General features: G+C 68.4%; 16 protein-coding genes. 6 read left to right on the top strand and 10 right to left on the bottom strand.

Annotation, left to right across the window (positions count from 1 at the left end):
* Window positions 1–66: 66 nt before the first annotated feature.
* A complete protein-coding gene (locus tag RXV79_RS25525) occupies window positions 67–777 on the bottom strand; it encodes an alpha/beta fold hydrolase (protein ID WP_316700955.1) in 711 nt (236 codons plus the stop codon).
* Window positions 774–1,766 carry an aldo/keto reductase gene (locus RXV79_RS25520; protein WP_316704205.1) on the bottom strand — a complete coding sequence of 331 codons (993 nt, stop codon included), beginning with the start codon at window positions 1,764–1,766 and terminating at the stop codon, window positions 774–776. Before RXV79_RS25520 ends, RXV79_RS25525 begins: the two co-directional genes overlap by 4 nt.
* 65 nt (window positions 1,767–1,831) lie before the next feature.
* Here RXV79_RS25520 and RXV79_RS25515 point away from each other — a divergent pair, with 65 nt between their 5' ends.
* Entirely contained in the window at window positions 1,832–2,911 is a 1,080-nt protein-coding gene (locus RXV79_RS25515; RefSeq protein WP_316700953.1) for a dipeptidase, read from the top strand.
* Here the strand turns inward: RXV79_RS25515 and RXV79_RS25510 are convergent.
* From RXV79_RS25510 to RXV79_RS25475, 8 genes are all read right to left on the bottom strand, one after another.
* Window positions 2,904–3,851: a Gfo/Idh/MocA family oxidoreductase gene (locus tag RXV79_RS25510; protein WP_316700951.1), complete on the bottom strand. Its 948-nt coding sequence runs from the start codon at window positions 3,849–3,851 to the stop codon at window positions 2,904–2,906. The two genes, RXV79_RS25515 and RXV79_RS25510, sit on opposite strands and share 8 nt — an antisense overlap.
* Window positions 3,848–4,693, bottom strand: coding sequence for a class III extradiol dioxygenase subunit beta (locus RXV79_RS25505; RefSeq protein WP_316700950.1), 846 nt, complete (start codon window positions 4,691–4,693; stop codon window positions 3,848–3,850). Before RXV79_RS25505 ends, RXV79_RS25510 begins: the two co-directional genes overlap by 4 nt.
* Window positions 4,694–4,699: 6 nt before the next feature.
* The gene (gene ligA / locus RXV79_RS25500) at window positions 4,700–5,137 is read right to left on the bottom strand and encodes a protocatechuate 4,5-dioxygenase subunit alpha (protein WP_316700949.1); all 438 of its coding nucleotides are present in this window, start codon (window positions 5,135–5,137) and stop codon (window positions 4,700–4,702) included.
* Between the two features lie 13 nt (window positions 5,138–5,150).
* Window positions 5,151–6,824: a tannase/feruloyl esterase family alpha/beta hydrolase gene (locus RXV79_RS25495; protein ID WP_316700947.1), complete on the bottom strand. Its 1,674-nt coding sequence runs from the start codon at window positions 6,822–6,824 to the stop codon at window positions 5,151–5,153.
* 25 nt (window positions 6,825–6,849) lie between these two features.
* Window positions 6,850–7,767 (bottom strand): amidohydrolase family protein, encoded by a 918-nt coding sequence (locus RXV79_RS25490; protein WP_316700945.1) that lies wholly within the window; start codon window positions 7,765–7,767, stop codon window positions 6,850–6,852.
* Between the two features lie 4 nt (window positions 7,768–7,771).
* Window positions 7,772–8,695, bottom strand: coding sequence for a DUF1932 domain-containing protein (locus tag RXV79_RS25485; protein WP_316700943.1), 924 nt, complete (start codon window positions 8,693–8,695; stop codon window positions 7,772–7,774).
* A 121-nt stretch (window positions 8,696–8,816) separates the two neighbouring features.
* Complete coding sequence (gene ligK, locus RXV79_RS25480; protein ID WP_316700942.1) at window positions 8,817–9,500, bottom strand: 4-carboxy-4-hydroxy-2-oxoadipate aldolase/oxaloacetate decarboxylase; 684 nt, start codon at window positions 9,498–9,500, stop codon at window positions 8,817–8,819.
* Window position 9,501: 1 nt separating this feature from the next.
* Window positions 9,502–10,536 (bottom strand): amidohydrolase family protein, encoded by a 1,035-nt coding sequence (locus RXV79_RS25475; RefSeq protein ID WP_316704204.1) that lies wholly within the window; start codon window positions 10,534–10,536, stop codon window positions 9,502–9,504.
* Between the two features lie 118 nt (window positions 10,537–10,654).
* On the opposite strand from RXV79_RS25475, the gene RXV79_RS25470 reads away from it, so the two are divergent.
* The 5 genes from RXV79_RS25470 to RXV79_RS25450 all read left to right on the top strand — a co-directional run bounded on the left by RXV79_RS25470 (window position 10,655) and on the right by RXV79_RS25450 (window position 17,410).
* Window positions 10,655–11,554 (top strand): LysR family transcriptional regulator, encoded by a 900-nt coding sequence (locus tag RXV79_RS25470; protein ID WP_316700941.1) that lies wholly within the window; start codon window positions 10,655–10,657, stop codon window positions 11,552–11,554.
* Window positions 11,555–11,695: 141 nt separating this feature from the next.
* Complete coding sequence (locus RXV79_RS25465; RefSeq protein WP_316700940.1) at window positions 11,696–13,588, top strand: TOL_0244 family TonB-dependent receptor; 1,893 nt, start codon at window positions 11,696–11,698, stop codon at window positions 13,586–13,588.
* Window positions 13,585–14,148, top strand: coding sequence for a TOL_0243 family YfiR-like periplasmic protein (locus tag RXV79_RS25460; protein WP_316700939.1), 564 nt, complete (start codon window positions 13,585–13,587; stop codon window positions 14,146–14,148). Before RXV79_RS25465 ends, RXV79_RS25460 begins: the two co-directional genes overlap by 4 nt.
* The gene (locus RXV79_RS25455) at window positions 14,145–16,175 is read left to right on the top strand and encodes a sensor histidine kinase, YfiR-like protein-associated (protein WP_316700938.1); all 2,031 of its coding nucleotides are present in this window, start codon (window positions 14,145–14,147) and stop codon (window positions 16,173–16,175) included. Before RXV79_RS25460 ends, RXV79_RS25455 begins: the two co-directional genes overlap by 4 nt.
* 50 nt (window positions 16,176–16,225) lie before the next feature.
* Window positions 16,226–17,410, top strand: coding sequence for a GGDEF domain-containing protein (locus tag RXV79_RS25450; protein ID WP_316700937.1), 1,185 nt, complete (start codon window positions 16,226–16,228; stop codon window positions 17,408–17,410).
* Window positions 17,411–17,492 lie beyond the last annotated feature (82 nt).

Here is a 17,492-nt window from a genome sequence, read left to right as displayed (position 1 = left end):
GTCACTCGCGCCCGATGAAAGGATTCAGCTACGGGTAAACGACGAGGGGCGCCGTGGTCAACACGCTCAGCCGAGCCACTGCCGAAGCGCGTGCGTGACCGCCTCGGGCTGCTCCATCGTGCTCATGTGGCCGCAACGTTCGACCACGACGAGCGTCGAGCCGGCGATGCGCGCGTGCAGGTGCTGGTGGCGTGCGGGGTTGCTCCACATGTCTTCGCGGCCGCACAGCACGAGCGTGGGGCAGGTGATGGTGGGCAGCAGCGGGTCGGCATCGGGCCGGTCGAGCAGGGCCTTGATCTGCGCCGCGAAGACCGCGGGCGAGCTGCGCCCGAACATGTCGAGCACGGCCTCGAAGACCGGCCCGCCGATGCGGCTCTCGTGCACCATGCCACGCGCCCACTCGTCGGCCATGGCACGCATGCCCTCGCGTTGCGCCTTCTCCAGCAGGGTGTAGCGGCCGAGCTTTTCGTTCTCGCCAGCCTCGCCTGCCGCGAGGGGGTGGTAGGAAGTGTCGAGCAGCGCCAGCTGCGTCACCCGCTCGGGCGCGAGGCGCCACACCTCGAAAGCGACGCGGCCGCCCATCGAGTGGCCGGCGAGTGCGAAGCGGGGGGCGGGTGCGGTGTCGAGCACATGCTGCGCCATCGCGACGAGGCTGTCGCGTTCGCCGTAGTGCACCACGTAGGCGTCGACGCGCTCACCGAGCGCCTCGATCTGCGGTGCCCACACGGCGTGGTCGCACAGCAGGCCGGGGAGCAACACGAGTGGTGTCTTGCTCATGCGAACTCTTCGGTGTCGACGCCGGCCTGGGCCATCGCGTCGTAGCGCGGGCCGGTGACGGTGTGCCGGTTGATGAGCGCATCGAGCTGCTGCATCACGCCGGAATCGAGCTTGACCGCATCGGCTGCGACGTCGTCTTCCAGGTGCGCGATGCTGCGGGTGCCGGGGATCGGGATGATGTGGTCTGCCTTGTGCAGCAGCCAGGCCAGTGCCAGCTGCGACGGTGTGCAGCCCACACTTGCCGCGATGGCCGCGTAGCCATCGAGCAGCCTCAGGTTGGCCGCGTAGGTCTCGGGCGAGAAACGCGGCATGGTCTTGCGGATGTCGCGCTCGCCCAAGCCTGTCACGTCGCGCAGCGTGCCGGTGAGGAAGCCGCGCGCGAGCGGGCTGAAGGCGACGAACGCGGCGCCGATCTCGCGGCAGGCATCGAGCACGGCGATCTCGGGGTTGCGTGTCCACAGCGAGTACTCGGTCTGCACCGCGGCGATCGGGTGCACCGCGTGGGCGCGCTGGATCGTCGCCGCCGACACTTCCGACAGGCCGATCGTGCGCACCTTGCCCTCTCGCACCAGGTCGGCCATGGCGCCCGCGCTGTCTTCGATGGGCACCCGCTTGTCCCAGCGGTGCAGGTAGTAGAGGTCGATCACGTCGGTGCGCAGGCGCTTGAGGCTTTGCTCGCAGCTCCACTTGATCGTCTCGGGCCGGCCGTCGACCACACGTTTGCCTTCGGCGTTGCCGTGCAGGCCGCCCTTGCTCGCGAGGGTGAACTTCGAGCGGTGCGCGCTGAGCACCTCGCCGAGCAGCGTCTCGTTGAGGCCGAAGCCGTAGAGCGCTGCGGTGTCGAAGAGCGTGACGCCGAGGTCGAGTGCGCGCAGCAACAGGGCCACGGCGTCCTGCCTCGAAGGCGGCGCGCCGTAGGCATGGCTCAGGTTCATGCAGCCCAGGCCGAGGGCCGAGACCTGGAAAGGGCCGAGGGGGCGTTGTTTCAGGGTCATGGGGAATACCGGGTCAGGGATGGGCAACAGTACATTGCGGCGACCAACAGGGGAGCGTCATGCACACAACATCCATCTCGCGTCGCGGTCTTGGCTTGTGGGCCCTGGGCAGCTGGCTCCTGCCGGCATCGGCCGGTGCACCACCCACCGGCGCGCGAACGCCCATCGGCGACACACATTCGCACATCGCCATGATGCGCAAGAACCCGCTGGAGTTCGACCTGCCCAAGCATCTGGCCGAGACGGGCACCACGCTCATGGCCTGGACCCTCGTCGACGACATCCACTGGATCAAGGCCACGCCCCACGGCATCAAGCAGACGGGGGCGCCGGCGCCGGGTGCGCTGTGGGCGAGCTTCCAGAAGATGGTGGCCGAGCGCTACGACCCTGCCTTGAAGCAGTGGGACCTGCCCAAGGTGCTGGTGCCGGCCGATGTCGACGCCGCCCTCGCGGGGAAGGTGCACGTGGTCATGGCCTCGGAGTCGGCCAATTTCCTCGAAGGCCGGCCGGAACGTGTGGCGCTGGCGCACGCGATGGGGCTGCGCCATCTGCAGCTGGTGCACTACATCGAGTCGCCGCTTGGCGACCTGCAGACAGAGCCGCCGCACCACCACGGCATGCCGCCGGCGGCGCTGCAGGTGATCCAGGAATGCAAGCGGCTGGGCATCCTCGTCGACCTGGCGCATTCCACGCCCGAGTTCGTCGACGCTGCCTTGGCCGCATCCGACGCGACCATGATCTGGTCGCATTCGTGGGTGAGCCGCCGCGGCGGCAGCTGGAAAGACAGCGCCTACCTCGCGCGCTCGCTGTCGCCGCAGCAGGCCAGGCGCATCGCGGCGCGCGGCGGCATCGTGGGGCTGTGGAGCGTGAGCGTGCCGTCCGATTCGGGGTACCCGCTGCATAGCGTGCGCTCCTATGCCAACGAGATCATGCGCATGGTCGACCTGCTCGGGCCCGAGGCCGTGGCCTTCGGCACCGACATGGACGGCGCTGGCCGCAACCCCGTGCTCACGCACTACACTGACCTGCGCGAGGTGGTGGAAAACCTGGCCAAGCGCGGGTTGCCCGAGGCGGCGCTGCACAACATCTGCATCGGCAACTACGCCCGGGTATTGAAGAAAGCGATGGCGACTAGCTGAGCTGCTGCTCCAGCTGGTGCAGCACCTGGTAGCAGGGCAGCACCTGCGCCACGCTCGCATTCGGCTCGCGTTTCTCGCGGATGGCGGCGAAGAACTCGCGGTCCTGCAGCTCGATGCCGTTCATGCTGACGTCGACCTTGCTCACGTCGAGCTTTTCTTCCTTGCCGTTGAAGAGGTCGTCATAGCGCGCGATGTAGGTGGCGGTGTCGCCGATGTAGCGGAAGAAGGTGCCGAGCGGGCCGTCGTTGTTGAAGCTCAGCGACAGCGTGCAGATCGCACCGTTGGCCGCCTTCAACTGGATCGACATGTCCATCGCAATGCCGAGGTTCGGGTGGATCGGGCCCTGGATCGCGTTCGCCTTCACGATCGGCGAGCCGCATTGGTAGGCGAAGAGGTCGACCGTGTGCGCGGCGTGGTGCCACAGCAGGTGGTCGGTCCACGAGCGCGGCTGGCCCAGCGCATTCATGTTGGTGCGGCGGAAGAAATAGGTCTGCACATCCATCTGCTGGATGTTGAATTCGCCGGCGACGATCTTCTTGTGCACGTACTGGTGGCTGGGGTTGAAGCGGCGGGTGTGGCCGCACATCGCAACGAGCCCCGTCTGCTTCTGCATCGCCACGACCTTCTCGCCATCCTTCAGCACGTCGCACAGCGGGATCTCCACCTGCACATGCTTGCCCGCTTCCAGGCAGGCGATCGACTGCGCCGCGTGCATCTGCGTCGGCGTGCAGAGGATCACCGCGTCAACCTCCTTGATCTTGAGGCTGTCGGCGAGCTCGGTGGTGACGTGCCGGATGCCGTACTTGTCGGCCACCTCTTGCGTCTTGCCGAGGTCGCGGCTGATCAGCGAGATCACTTCCACGCCGTCGATCTGCTTGATGGCGTCGAGGTGCTTGATGCCGAAGGCACCGGCGCCTGCCAGCGCTACTTTGATGGTCATGCTTGGTTCTCCAGGATCAGGTGGCCCACGGCCGTGTTCGATGCGGGCACGTGATAGAAGCGATGCGCCACCTTGGGGGGCTTGGCACTCATCGCGCCACGTGCGATCAGCCACATCACGAGTTCGATGCCTTCGCTACCGGCTTCACGCACGTAGTCGATGTGCGGCACCTTGGCCAGGCCTTCAGGGTCGGCGATCAGCCGGTCGAGGAAGTTGTTGTCGAACTCCTTGTTGATGAGTCCGGCGCGCGGCCCCTGCAACTGGTGGCTCATGCCGCCGGTGCCCCAGATCTGCACGTTCAAGGGCTTGTCGTAGCTCGCGATGGCGCGGCCGATGGCCTTGCCGAGGTTGTAGCAACGCTGGCCCGAGGGCACGGGGTACTGCACCACGTTGACGGCGAACGGGATCACCTTGCACGGCCACTTGTCGGGTTGCCCGAACATCAGCGACAGCGGCACGGTGAGGCCGTGGTCCACGTCCATCTTGTTGACGATGGTGAGGTCGAAGTCGTCTTGAATGACCGAGTGGGCGATGTGCGAGGCGAACTCGGCGTCGCCCTCCACCATGGGCACTGGCCGGGCACCGTAGCCTTCGTCGGCTGGCTGGTAGCGGTCGGCGCAGCCGATGGCGAAGGTCGGGATCATCTCCAGGCTGAAGGCCGTGGCGTGGTCGTTGTAGACGAGGAAGATCACGTCGGGCGTGTGGTCCTTCATCCATTGCTTGGAGAAGTCGTAGCCCTTGAACACGGGCTGCCAGTAGGGCTCGCCGGTCTTGCCCTGGTCGAGCGCCGCGCCGATGGCCGGCACGTGCGAGGTGTAGACGGATGCGGTGATGTGGGCCATGTCAGTTCACTTCGTTTTGCCGACAGCGCCTTGCGGCTGGCGGTGGGGTTGTGCGTCGCCGTCTTCGCCGAGCTTGCGGTTGCCTTCGGCTGAGCGGCCGCCGGCGATCATCATGTTGCGGTACTCGTCTTCGGTCATGCCGGTCATGCTGCCCGCCATCTGCTGGAAGCTCTTGCCGTCGGTCGCGCCGATCTTGGCGAGGAAGTAGATGTTGCCGCCGAGCGCGATGCAGCGGTTGAGGTCGCGTGCGAGCACGGCCTGCTTTTGCTCTTCGCTCATGGGCCACTCGTCGAGGTAGGCGCGCTCGTTGGCCTTGAAGCGCTCGCGGTTGGCGGCCTTCATCAGCGACATGCAGAACTGGTTGAGGTGGAAGCCCTTGCGGGACTGTTCGGCATCGAAGATCGTCGTGCCGGGGATGTCGAGGTAGGGTTTGGCGAGCGGCATGGAGGAGGCCCTTTCAAGGACGGCATTCGAAGCTGGTGGCGGCATTGACGTTGCCGCTGCCGAGGTAGCGCGGCACCAGCGGCCAGCGGCACAGCGGGCGTGAGCGAGACACGGTGAAGGGCAGCTTGGCACTTTGCTCCACCAGCTGCAGCCTGGCGGGCACCTGGCCACGTTCCACCCAGTCGGCCAGCGCGCCCAGCATGTCGACGTTGGCGGGCCCGCCGGTGCCCACGTGGTCGACGTTGGGCGCGGTGTAGAGGTGGAAGAAGCTGTCGACCGCCGGCTGCCCCATCGCCTGCACCACGGCCTGGTGGTAGGCGATGCCGGCATACGGGCTCTGCGCGTAGTCGGCCATGTTCTCCAGCACGATGAGCTTGCCGCCGCGCGCGCGGAAGGCGCTCAGGTCGGGGTTGGTCGAGTCCATCAGTGCCGAGACCTCGCGGATGCGCTTCTCGTGGTCCGCGGGTTTGTAGCTCAGCAGGTCGTAGGCCGGGTCGCGTGCGTAGAAGTATTGAATGGCGCCGGCACCGTAGTACCAAGCGATGCTGTTGCTCTGCTGCGGCGGCAGCGAGGGCGGCGTGCTGCCCAGCCACCAGGTCGTCCAGCCGCCGGTGGGGCCGTAGGAGGCGAGGGCTTCGCCGCTCGGGCCGCGGCCGGGGTACTCGCGCAGGCCGTGGGCGAGGTCGAAGTCGAAGCGCAGCGGTGAGTTGAGCACCTTCACCGACTGCACCTGCGCGGCGGACAGGCAGGTGTCGCTCGGTGCGCCGGTGCAACGCAGCGATTCGACCTTGAAGCGCATCTTGCAGGCCACCGGGTCGCTCACGAGGCCGTCGGCCACGCCGTCGAGCGCGTCGCAGGCGGCGAGCACTGCGTCGTGCACCAGCTTCACCTGCGGCGGGCGGATCCAGCCCTCGCCCATCGTCGCCAGCCCGTCGCGAAGTCCGGCGTGTTGCAGCCCTGTCCAGTGGATCACCGGCACGCGGCTGAAGATGCCGTCGAAGGCCTCGGGGTAACGCTGGGCCATCGTCAGACCTTCGCGCCCGCCCTCGGAGCTGCCGACGAAGTAGAGCCGGCTCGGGCCACGCCCGTAGGCCGACTGCATCAGCGCCACGGCGACGTCGCGCACCTTCTTGTACGACGCGTGCGCGAAGTTGACGAGTGCCTCGTCGTTGAGCGCGAAGGCCTGCGGCGGCTGGCCAGCCTGCGTCTGGTGGCCCGAGTCGGTGCCGTAGGTGGCGTAGCCGCGCGCGAGCGGCGCGGCTTCGTCGAAGCGGGCGGCGGGCAGCAGCGAGAGGCCGGTGATCAGCGTGCCGTTGAAGCCGCCGCCCCCGTATTGCACCGAGCGGCCGTTCCAGCGCTCGGGGAGGTTGAGCTGGAAATGGATGGGCGGCGCCGCCGGGTCGAGTGGGGCGATGCTGCCGAGCAGGCGGCAGTGGTCGGGCATGGCCGGCGTGATGGTGGCCGCCGGCGTGGGGCCGCGCTCGGCCACGCTGAGCTTGCTGGCCGAGACCCAGGCGGCCGAGGTCACGCGTGCGGTGCCGCTCGGCAGGCCGATCAGGTCAGCGGTGACGGTGGTGCCGTTGAGCGACGCGCAGCCCGCCTTCGGGTCTGCCGCGGTCAGCACGCCCGTCGACGCACATCCCGCCAGCGTGGTGGCGAGGGCCATGCAGATCAGCGCTCGGGTCATGTCGTCTCCTGCGGCGGTTGACGCTTCAGCGGGCTTCTTCCGGCCAGTAGAGCCGCATCGGGTTGTCGACCAGCAGCTTCTTCTGCAACTCGGCCGTCGTGGCGATGTGCGGGATGAAGTCGACCAGCAGGCCGTCGTCGGGCATGTGGTTCTTGAGGTTGGGGTGCGGCCAGTCGGTGCCCCACAGCACACGGTCGGGGAAGGTGTCGACGATGCGGCGGGCGAAGGGGATCACGTCGCGGTACGCATTGCGTTCGCCGTTCAAGGCCGGCGGGCCCGACACCGACAGGCGCTCGGGGCAGCTCACCTTGCTCCACACGTTGGGGTACTCGCGCATGAACTTCACGAACAACTCGAACTCCGGCCCGTCGACCGGCTTGGTGACGTCGGGCCGGCCCATGTGGTCCACCACCACGGTGGTCGGCAGGGCGGTGAAGAAATCCCACAGCTCCGGCAGGTCCACCGCCTCGAAATAGATCACCACGTGCCAGCCCAGCGGGGCGATGCGCGAGGCGATCTCCATCAACTCGTCCTTCGGCGTGAAGTCGACCAGGCGCTTGACGAAGTTGAAGCGCACGCCGCGCACGCCGGCTTCGTTCATCGCCTTCAGTTCGTCGTCGGTCACCGAACGTTTGACCGTCGCGACACCACGCGCCTTGCCTTTCGAATGGACGAGCGCATCGACCATCGCGCGGTTGTCGGCCCCGTGGCAGGTGGCCTGCACGACCACGTTGCGATCGAAGCCCAGATGGTCGCGCAAGGCATAGAGCTGATGCTTTGACGCATCGCAAGGCGTGTACTTGCGCTCGGGCGCGTAGGGGAATTCATGGCCGGGGCCGAACACGTGGCAGTGGGCATCGACCGCGCCTGCGGGCAGCGTGAAGGCGGGTTTGCTCGGGCCGGCGTACCAGTCGAGCCAGCCAGGGGTCTTCTCGAAACTCATGTTGTCAGTCGATGGGTTTGAATTGGGCGAGCAGGCGATCGGCTTCGGTGCGCCAGTCGGCGCTGCGGGCGAATTCCTTCGTGCCCTTGGGGCCGAAGAGGCCCGCGTCGGCCAGGTCGGCAACCCAGGCCTGGCGCTCGGCGGTGCCGCTTGCCGACCAGGGCTCAAGGCCGATTTCGCGCACTGTCTGCGCCACCTCGCGCACCTCTTCGCTGCGACGGCGGCCGTGCTCGATCACCCGCTGGAAGAAATAGGCGCCTTGCTTCTCCCAGTCGACACCGGGGAAGGTCTCGTGGAGCGACGCGATCACCGCGTCTTCCACGCCGTAGGCACGCGCGGTGGTGAAGCTCTCGATCACCATCGCCTCCAGGCCCTTGATCATGATGCTGCGGCACATCTTGGTGGCCGAGGCCACGCCGAGCTTCTCGCTCGTGACCTTGCTGTCGAAGCCGAGGGCGTTGAGGAGCGGCATCAGCGCGTTGGCGTCGGGGCCGCCGAGCAGCAGCGGCACCTTGATGCGGTAGGGCGGGATGGAGGTCATCACCGCGCCTTCGACGTACCGGCCGCCATTGCGGTTGACGATGTCGGCCGCGCGGATCTTGGCGCCGGGCGAGGCAGAGTTGAAGTCGAGGAAGAAGGCGCTCGGGCGGATCGACGGCGCACACGCTTCGGCCACCGGCACGGCCTGGCTCGCGGTGACGGCACTGATGATGAAGTCGGCGTTCTCCGCGAGCTCAGCGTGCGACTCGTGCAGCGTGACACCGTGGATGGCCGCGTGCTGGCGCAAGGGCGAGCCGGCTTCGCTCTTCAGCTTCAAATCATGCGCACTGACCTTCACGCCGAGCTGGCGCAGGTCTTCGGCCAGGATGCGGCCGACCTCGCCATAGCCGACGAGGCCGATGTGCCAGAGCTTCGGGTTGGTGTTCATCCGGTTCTCCTTAGCGAGCGAAGCGAAGCGTTGATCGAGCTACGCCCGCGGAGCCGGCTTTGCCGGGCCGCCAGGCGGCGCCCCTTGGGGGCAGGAGCGAAGCGACTGGGGGGCCATATCTCTAGTCGATGTACTTGAGGCCGGCTTTTGCCAGCGGCTCGCGCATCTTGTACATGTCCAGGCCGAGCACGCCGGAGGCGAGCTTCTCGCGCTTCTCGCCTTCGAGGGCTTCGCGGGCCACGGCGGCTTCGAGCGTCTTGGCGGCGATGCCGCGCGGCACGCAGACCACGCCGTCGTCGTCGGCCACGATCACGTCGCCCGGCGTCACCAGCATGCCGGCGCACACCACGGGAATGTTCACCGAGCCGAGCGTCGCCTTGATGGTGCCCTTGCTGCTGATGGCCTTGCTCCACACCGGGAACTTCATCTCGGCCAAGGTCTTCACGTCGCGCACGCCGGCGTCGATGATGAGCGCGCGAGCGCCCCGCGCCTGGAACGAGGTCGCCAGCAGGTCACCGAAGTAGCCGTCGGTGCACTCGGCGGTGATCGCGGCCACGACGATGTCGCCCGGCTGAATCTGTTCGGCCACCACGTGCATCATCCAGTTGTCTCCCGGATGCAGCAGCACGGTGACGGCCGTGCCCGAGACCTGCGCGCCGGCGTAGATCGGCCGCATGTAAGGCTTCAACAAGCCGACACGGCCCATGGCCTCATGCACGGTGGCGCTGCCGAGGGCGGCCAGCTTGTCGGCCACGGCCGCATCGGTGCGCTGGATGTTGCGGTAGACGACGCCCAGTTCGTACATCTCACTTCCCCTTTGCTTTGAGAGCCGCGTCGAGGCGCGGATACACACGGCGCGCGTTCGCCTCGTAGACCTTGTGCTTGTCGTCGGCCGAGAGGATCTTCGAGGCCTCGATGTAGCGCTTGGTGTCGTCGTAGTAGTTCCCGGTTTCCGGGTCGATGCCGCGCACGGCGCCGATCATTTCGCTCGCGAAGAGGATGTTGTCGACCGGGATCACCGTCGTCAGCAGGTCGATGCCGGGCTGGTGGTAGACGCAGGTGTCGAAGAACACGTTGTTGAGCAGGTGGTCCTTCAGGAGCGGCTTCTTCAGCTCCTGCGCCAGGCCACGGTAGCGGCCCCAGTGGTAGGGCGCCGCGCCGCCGCCGTGCGGCACGATGAACTTGAGCTCGGGGAAGTCCTTGAAGAGATCGCCCTGGATCAGTTGCATCACCGCCGTCGTGTCGGCATTGATGTAGTGCGCGCCGGTGGTGTGGAAGCAGGCGTTGCAGCTCGTGCTCACGTGGACCATCGCGGGGATCTTGTGCTCCACCATCTTTTCGTAGATGGGGTACCAGGCCTTGTCGGTCAGCGGCGGAGACGTCCAGTGCCCGCCCGACGGGTCGGGGTTGAGGTTGATCGCCACGTTGCCGTATTGGGTGACGCACTTCTCCAGCTCGGGAATGCAGGTCTTCGGGTCCACACCCGGCGACTGCGGGAGCATCGCGGCCGGGATGAAGTGGTCGGGGAAGAGCTGGCTCACGCGGAAGCAGAGCTCGTTGCAGATCGCGGCCCAGGTCGACGAGACCTCGAAGTCGCCGATGTGGTGCGCCATGAAGCTCGCGCGCGGCGAGAAGACGGTGAGGTCGCTGCCGCGCTCCTGCATCTTCTTGAGCTGGTTGTTGACGATGCTCTCGCGCAGCTCGTCGTCGGTGATCTTGAGCTCCGACGCCTTGGGCAGGTTGGCCTTGTCGTTGAGGTTGGCGATCTGCCGGTTGCGCCAGTCTTCCAGCGCCTTGGGGGCGGTGGTGTAGTGGCCGTGGATGTCGATGATGAGGCTCATGTCGTGTGCGCTGGTGAGCGCCGTGGGGGCGATCTGCGAACGATTCTTGCGCAGCACTTCTCATGCAGCAACGAGATAGCCCACATAGCAGCTATGCCGCAGTGGCATATTCCAAACCATGGATCTCAAGCAGCTCGAATACTTCGTGCACGTGGCCGAGCTGGGCAGCTTCACCCGCGCGGCGAGCTTCCTGTCGATCGCCCAGCCGGCCCTGAGCCGACAGGTCAGGGCCCTCGAAGTGGAGCTGCGCCAGTCGCTCTTCGAGCGCAACGGCCGCGGCGTCACGCTCACCGAGGCCGGCACCCGGCTGCTGGCCCATGGCCGCGGCATCCTGCAGCAGGTCGAGCGGGCCCGGCTCGACATGGAAGACCACCGCGGCGCTGCCACCGGCCGCCTGGTGCTGGCCCTGCCGCCCAGCGTGAGCCGCACGCTCACCACGCCGCTCGTCGCCTCGTTCCGTGCGCGCTTTCCCAAGGCCACGCTGAGCGTGGTCGAAGGCCTCTCCACCTACGTGCTGGAGTGGCTGGCCATCGGCCGCGTGGATTGCGCGGTGGTCTACAACGTGGCGCCGTCGGCCGCCATCGACCTGGTGCCGGTGCTCGACGAGCAGCTCTACCTCGTCTCCGCGCGCGAGAAAGGCGGCAAGCTCATCGGCCCGCCGGTCACGCTGGCCGAGGTGGCCGAGCACGAGCTCGTGATCCCGAGCCTGCCGCATTCCATCCGCATGCTGCTGGAGACGGCGCTCGCCAACGAGGGCCGCAAGGCGAGGGTTTCCCTGGAGGTGGAAAGCATCCCCGCCATCCTCGACCTCGTGCAGCAGGGCCAGGCGCATGCGGTGCTGGCGCTCAACGCCATTCGCGCGAGCGGCCAGGAAAACCGTTTCGCCGTGAGGCCCATTCGCCGACCGAAGATGACCACCACCTTGTGGATCGCCACCTCGGCGCAGCGTCACCGCGGCCCGCTGATCGACCAGTCGATCGAGCTCGTGAAGGAGCTCCTGCTCAAGCTCTGGTCGTGAGCGGTGTGAAACCCTGGTCCTGTCAGGCCTGACAGTGGCGGTGTACGGTCGGGCCTGCTCGAATCGTCGGAACGGTGGCCGCCGCGTGCGGCCCGATGTGACCAAGCAGAGGACCGCATCCTGAGCCAGGACACGAGACGCATGAGACGCTGGGCCCGGGCGCTGTGGGTGTGCGCCCTCTCTGGGTGCGCGATCTCGCCGACGTGGTCTGCCGTGCGCGACATCGCCGACCTGTCGCTGGAAGAGCTGGGCCGTCTCGAGGTCACGTCCGTCTCGCGGCGCGGCGAGCCGCTCGGGGCGGCGCCGGCCTCCATCTACGTCATCACCGCCGAGGCCATCCGCCGCTCTGGCGCGAGCTCGCTGCCCGAGGCGCTGCGCCTCGCGCCCAACCTGCAGGTGGCGCGCATCGACGCCACCCAATACGCCATCAGCGCACGCGGCTTCAACAACGCCATCGGCAACAAGCTGCTCGTGCTCATCGACGGCCGCACCGCCTACACGCCGTTCTTCTCGGGCGTGTTCTGGGACCAGCAGGACGTGCTGCTCGACGACGTCGAGCGCATCGAGGTCATCAGCGGCCCCGGCGCCACGCTGTGGGGCGCGAATGCGGTCAATGGCGTGATCAACATCCTCACGCGCTCGAGCGCCGACACGCAGGGCACGCTAGTGGTGGCCGGTGCCGGCACCCTTGAGCGCGGCCTGTCGCTTCGCCACGGCGTGGCGCTGGGCGAGACGGGCCACCTGCGGGTGTACGGCAAGACGCAGCGCCTGAAGGCCACCGAAACCGCCGACGGCCGATCTGTGCCCGATGCCAACGAGCGCCACCAGGCTGGCCTGCGTGCCGACTTTGCACTGGGCACCGACACCCTCACGCTGCAGGGCGACATCTACCGCACGCGGGCCGAGCACCGTGGCGTGCTGCTCGGCACCGAGCTCACGCCCATTCGCAGCTCCGGCGCCAACCTGCTCGGCCGCTGGACGCGCCGGCTCGAAGCGGGCAGCGACCTGCGCGTGCAGGCCTACGTCGACCACATGGAGCGCGAAGACGCGCTGCTCTACCGCCCGACCGTCGACCTCTTCGACCTGGAGCTGCAGCACGCCATCACCCACGGACGCCACAAGCTCGTGTGGGGCGGCGGCTACCGCTGGGCGCGCGACAAGCTCGAGCCCGGCCTCTTCTTCGGCTTCGTGCCCGAGCGCCAGACGCTCAGCTGGGGCAACCTCTTCGTGCAGGACGACCTGGCCCTGAGCGAGACCCTCGACCTCACGCTCGGCCTGAAACTCGAGCACAACGACTTCACCGGCCTCGAGCCGCTGCCCAACCTGCGCCTGGCGTGGCGCCCGTTGCCGCAGCAGATGGTGTGGACGGCGCTGTCGCGCGCGGTGCGCGCCCCGGCCCGGCTCGACCGTGACATCCGCCTGCCGCCCACGCCGCCCTACATCATCGCGGGCGGGCCCGACTTCCGCGCCGAGGTGGCCAACGTGTTCGAGCTCGGCTGGCGCGGCCAGTTCGGCGCCGGCTGGAGCGGCTCGGCCACCGCCTACGTGAGCGACTGGGACTCGTTGCGCAGCGGCCAGTCGCCGCCCAATGCCCAGGTGCAGAACATGATCGAAGGCCAGACCTGCGGCCTGGAGGCCTGGGCCCAGTGGCAGGTGCTGCCGGCCTGGCGCCTGAGCGGCGGCTTCACCACGCTGCACAAACGCCTGCACCTGAAGGCCGGCAGCACCGACCCGGTCGGCCCGTCCAACCTCGGCGACGACCCGTCGTTCCAGTGGTCGCTGCGCTCGACCCACACCCCGGTCGACGGGCAGGAGTTGGAAGTCTCGCTGCGGCGCGTGGCCCACCTGCCGCAGGCCGGCGTGCCGGCCTACACCGCATTCGATGCGCGCTATGGCTGGCGCGTCAGGCCCGATTTGGAGCTGTCGATCGTGGGCCAGAACCTCTTCGATGCGACGCACGCCGAGTTCGGCGACGCGCCGGGGCGCAGCGAGTTCGAGCGCAGCATCGGTGTGTGGCTGAGGTGGTCGTTGTGAAACGCCGCATGGCGGTGTGCGCCTGTCTGCACGCTGCCATGGGCGGGGCGGTCTGGATGCAGCCACAGGCCGGTGTCGCACAGGTCGCGGCGGTGGCCGAGCACCAGGTGAAGGCGGCCTACCTCTACAAGTTCCTCGATTTCGTGGAGTGGCCGGCAGCGGCGTTCGACGGCCCGAAGAGCCCGTTCGTGATTGGCGTGGCCGGGTCCGATGTGCTGGCGGAAGAACTCGACGTGCTGATCTCACGCCGTCGCGCCGAGAGCCGGCCCGTGGTGTCGCGGCGGCTGGGGCCGGGCGAGGCGGCGTCGGGGCTGCACGTGCTCTTCGTCGGCCGAGGGGCCGGGGCCCGCGCGGCCAACTGGCTCGCGTCCACCGCCCGCCAGCCGGTGCTCACCGTCACCGAGGCCGACGACGCGCAGCCGGCCGGCAGCACGATCAACTTCGTGATGATCGACAAGCGCGTGCGCTTCGACGTCGACCTGCGTGGCGCTGAAGCGCGCGAGCTCAAGATCAGCTCGCGCCTGCTCGGCGTGGCGCGCCGGGTGGAGGGTGCGCCATGACGACCGCCGTGCGCCGCAGGTCGACCTCGCTGCAGACCAAGCTCGTGAGCGTGGTGTTGCTCACCACGCTGGTTTCGCTGGTCGTGGCGCTGGCGGCCATGATCGCCTACGACCTGCGGTCCTACCACCAGTCGTGGGTGGGTGACATGGCGGGCCAGGCCGAACTGTTGGGCAAGACCACGGCCACAGCCCTCGCCTTCGACGACGCCAAGGTCGCCAGCGACAACCTCGCGCTGCTGCGCCTGCGGCCCCAGGTGCGGGCCGCCGCCATCTATGACGAGCGCGGCGAGCTCTTCGCGCTGTACCCCGCCACGGCAGCCTCGGCCGCGTTCCCGCCGCGGCCCGGCGCACCCGGCGTGCACATCGAGGAGCGCGAGATGGTGGTCACCGCGCCCATCGTCGACAAGGGCGAAACCCGCGGTTCGGTCTACCTGCGTGCCGACTACGCGCTCTATGAGCGGGTGATCGGCTACAGCGGCATCGCGCTGGCCGTGCTGGCCATCGCGATGGGCGTGGCCTGGGCCGTTTCGCTGCGCCTGCAACGCGTGGTGACGCGGCCCGTGCTGTCCATCGCCACCACCGCGCGCGAGGTGATGGAGCAACGCGACTACTCGCGCCGCGCGCAGAAGATGAGCGACGACGAGGTGGGTACGCTGGCCGAGGCGTTCAACGGCATGATGGGCGAGATCGAGCGGCGGGTGCACGAGAACGAAGCCGCGCTGCACGAGATCGCGCGCGAGGTCAACGACCGCCGGCAGGCGCAGCACGAGGTGATGCAGCTCAACGAGCGGCTCGAAGCGCGGGTGCACGAGCGCACCGCGCAGCTCGAAGCCTCCAACCGCGAGCTGGCCCAGGCCACCGAGGCCGCGGAGCGTGCCAACCGCGCCAAGTCGGAGTTCATCTCCAGCATGAGCCACGAGCTGCGCACGCCGCTCAATGCCATCCTCGGCTTCGGCCAGTTGCTGGCCACCGAGGGCATTTCGCTGTCGGCGACCAAGCGCACCGAGTTCACCCAGCACATCCTGAAGGCCGGGGCGCACCTGCTGAGCCTCATCAACGAGGTGCTCGACCTCGCACGCATCGAGTCGGCCAACCTGATGCTCTCGCCCGAGCCGGTGGAGGTCGCCGCGCTGCTCAAGGAATGCCACACCATGCTGGAGCCGGCCGCGGCGCAGCGCGGGCTGCACATGCTGATGCCAGTCGACCCGTCGCTCACCGTGGTGGCCGACCGCACGCGCCTGAAGCAGGTGATGCTCAACCTGCTGTCCAACGCCATCAAGTACAACCGCGAAGAAGGCGCGGTGGTGGTCGAGTGCGCTTCGTTCAACAGCGGCACGGCCCGCATCGTCGTGCGTGACACCGGCCCCGGCCTCCGGCCCGAGCAGGTGGCCTCGCTCTTCCAGCCCTTCAACCGGCTGGGCCAGGAAGCGGGTGCGGTGGAAGGCACCGGCATCGGCCTCGTGGTCACCAAGCGCCTGGTCGAGCTGATGGGCGGGCGCATCGGCGTGCAAAGCACCCCCGGCGTGGGCAGCGAGTTCTGGATCGAACTCAAGCGCTCGCAAGACACGGCCGCCGTCGCCGAAACCGACCGCATGCCGCTCACCCCGCGCGACCCGCTCGCGTTGCCGCACATGCCGCTGCTGCTCTACGTGGAAGACAACCCCGCCAACCTGCGGCTGGTGGAGGAGATCGTCGCCTTCCGCGGCGACCTGCGCATGCTCTCGGCGCCCGATGCGCAACTGGGCATCGAACTCGCCCGCGCCCACTTGCCGCAGGTCATCCTGATGGACATCCACCTGCCCGGCCTGAACGGCGCCGACGCCCGCGCGCTGCTGGCCGCCGACCCGGTGACGCGCCACATCCCGGTCATCGCCGTCACCGCCGATGCAATGCCGCGCGCGCGGGCGCAGGGCCTGGAGGCAGGCTTCTTCCGCTACCTCACCAAGCCCATCAACGTCGGCAAGCTCAACGAGGCGGTCGACGCCGCGCTCGCGGCGGCAGCGGAAAGCTCCACGTTCCACCCCTGATCGGCCCGCATGCGGCTCAAGCGGCGCTGCCGCGGGCCGATATCCGAGGCATGGGCCAGGCCCTTTCCACCCAGCTTGCCACCCTCGTGCTCGGCCGCGAGGCACGGCAGCGCCTGCGCGCCTCGCAGGCCCTGCTGGTGGTCCTGGTCGACGTGCTGCTGTCGTTCATCTGCGCCTTCGGCGTGTGGACCGGCCTGATCGATGCGCACCTGGCGCTGGCCTGGTCGTCGCTCACGCTGCTGGGCGTGCTGACCTTCTATGCCGTCATCCGCAGTGGCTGGAACGAACGCCTCTCCCCCACCGACCCCGCGCTCACCATGGTGCAAGGGGTCTTCAGCGTCTTCTCCACCGTCACGGCCTACCTGATCTGTGGGCCGGTGCGCGGTGCGAGCCTGCTTGCGATGGCCATCACGCTGGTGAGCGGCATGTTCGCCCTCAAGCCGGGGCAGGTGCGGCGCCTGAGCGTGCTGGCCGTGCTGCTGCTGGGCGCGACCATGGTCGGCGGCCACCTGCGCTGGCCGGATCGCTTCCCCATCGCCGAAGAGGCGCTGCACTTCATGATGGTCGCGGTGGTGCTGCCGGCCATCGCGGTGCTGGCGGGCCAGCTGAGCACCATGCGCCACAAGCTGCGCCAGCACCGGCACGACCTGGAGCAGGCGCTGGAGCACAACCGGCAGCTGGCCAGCCGCGACGAGCTGACCGGGCTCTACAACCGCCGCCACGTGATGGCGCTGATGCACAAGGAAGTGCAGCGCGCCGAGCGCAGCGGGCGGCCGATGTCGATCGCGCTGCTCGACATCGACCACTTCAAGCGCATCAACGACAGCTGCGGCCACGCCCAGGGCGACGAGGTGCTCAAAGCCTTTGCGCTCGAGGTCGGCGCGACCGTGCGCGACACCGACGTGCTCGGCCGCTGGGGCGGCGAGGAATTCATGGTCGTGCTGCCCGAGACCGACGCGGCCGGTGCCGCCTGCGTGCTCGACCGTGTGCACGAGCGCATGCGCAACCTGAGTTTTGCGTGCGGCAGCGAAGCGCGTGGCGTGAGCTTCTCGGCCGGCATCGCCGCCGCCGCGCCGGGCGAGGCCCTGCACCTGACCATCGAGCGGGCCGATGCCGCGCTTTACCGGGCGAAAGAAGCCGGGCGCCAGCGCAGCGTGGTGGCCGAAGCCCTCGAGGCGACTGAAACGACCGCGCTTGCGCAGGCCGCGAGGCCTGTGACATCATGCGCCCCGTGACCCGCCGGCCTGCACCCACCCCACACGTCTCGCACCTTGCGAGCGTCGTGCTGCGCCGCGCTGCCATCGCGCCCACCTCCAT

Source organism: Piscinibacter gummiphilus, assembly GCF_032681285.1.
In the GTDB taxonomy this organism is placed as follows: Bacteria; Pseudomonadota; Gammaproteobacteria; order Burkholderiales; family Burkholderiaceae_C; genus Rhizobacter; species Rhizobacter gummiphilus_A.
Note: the sequence above shows the minus strand (reverse complement) of the source record. Positions and strands in the feature narration are given on the sequence as shown.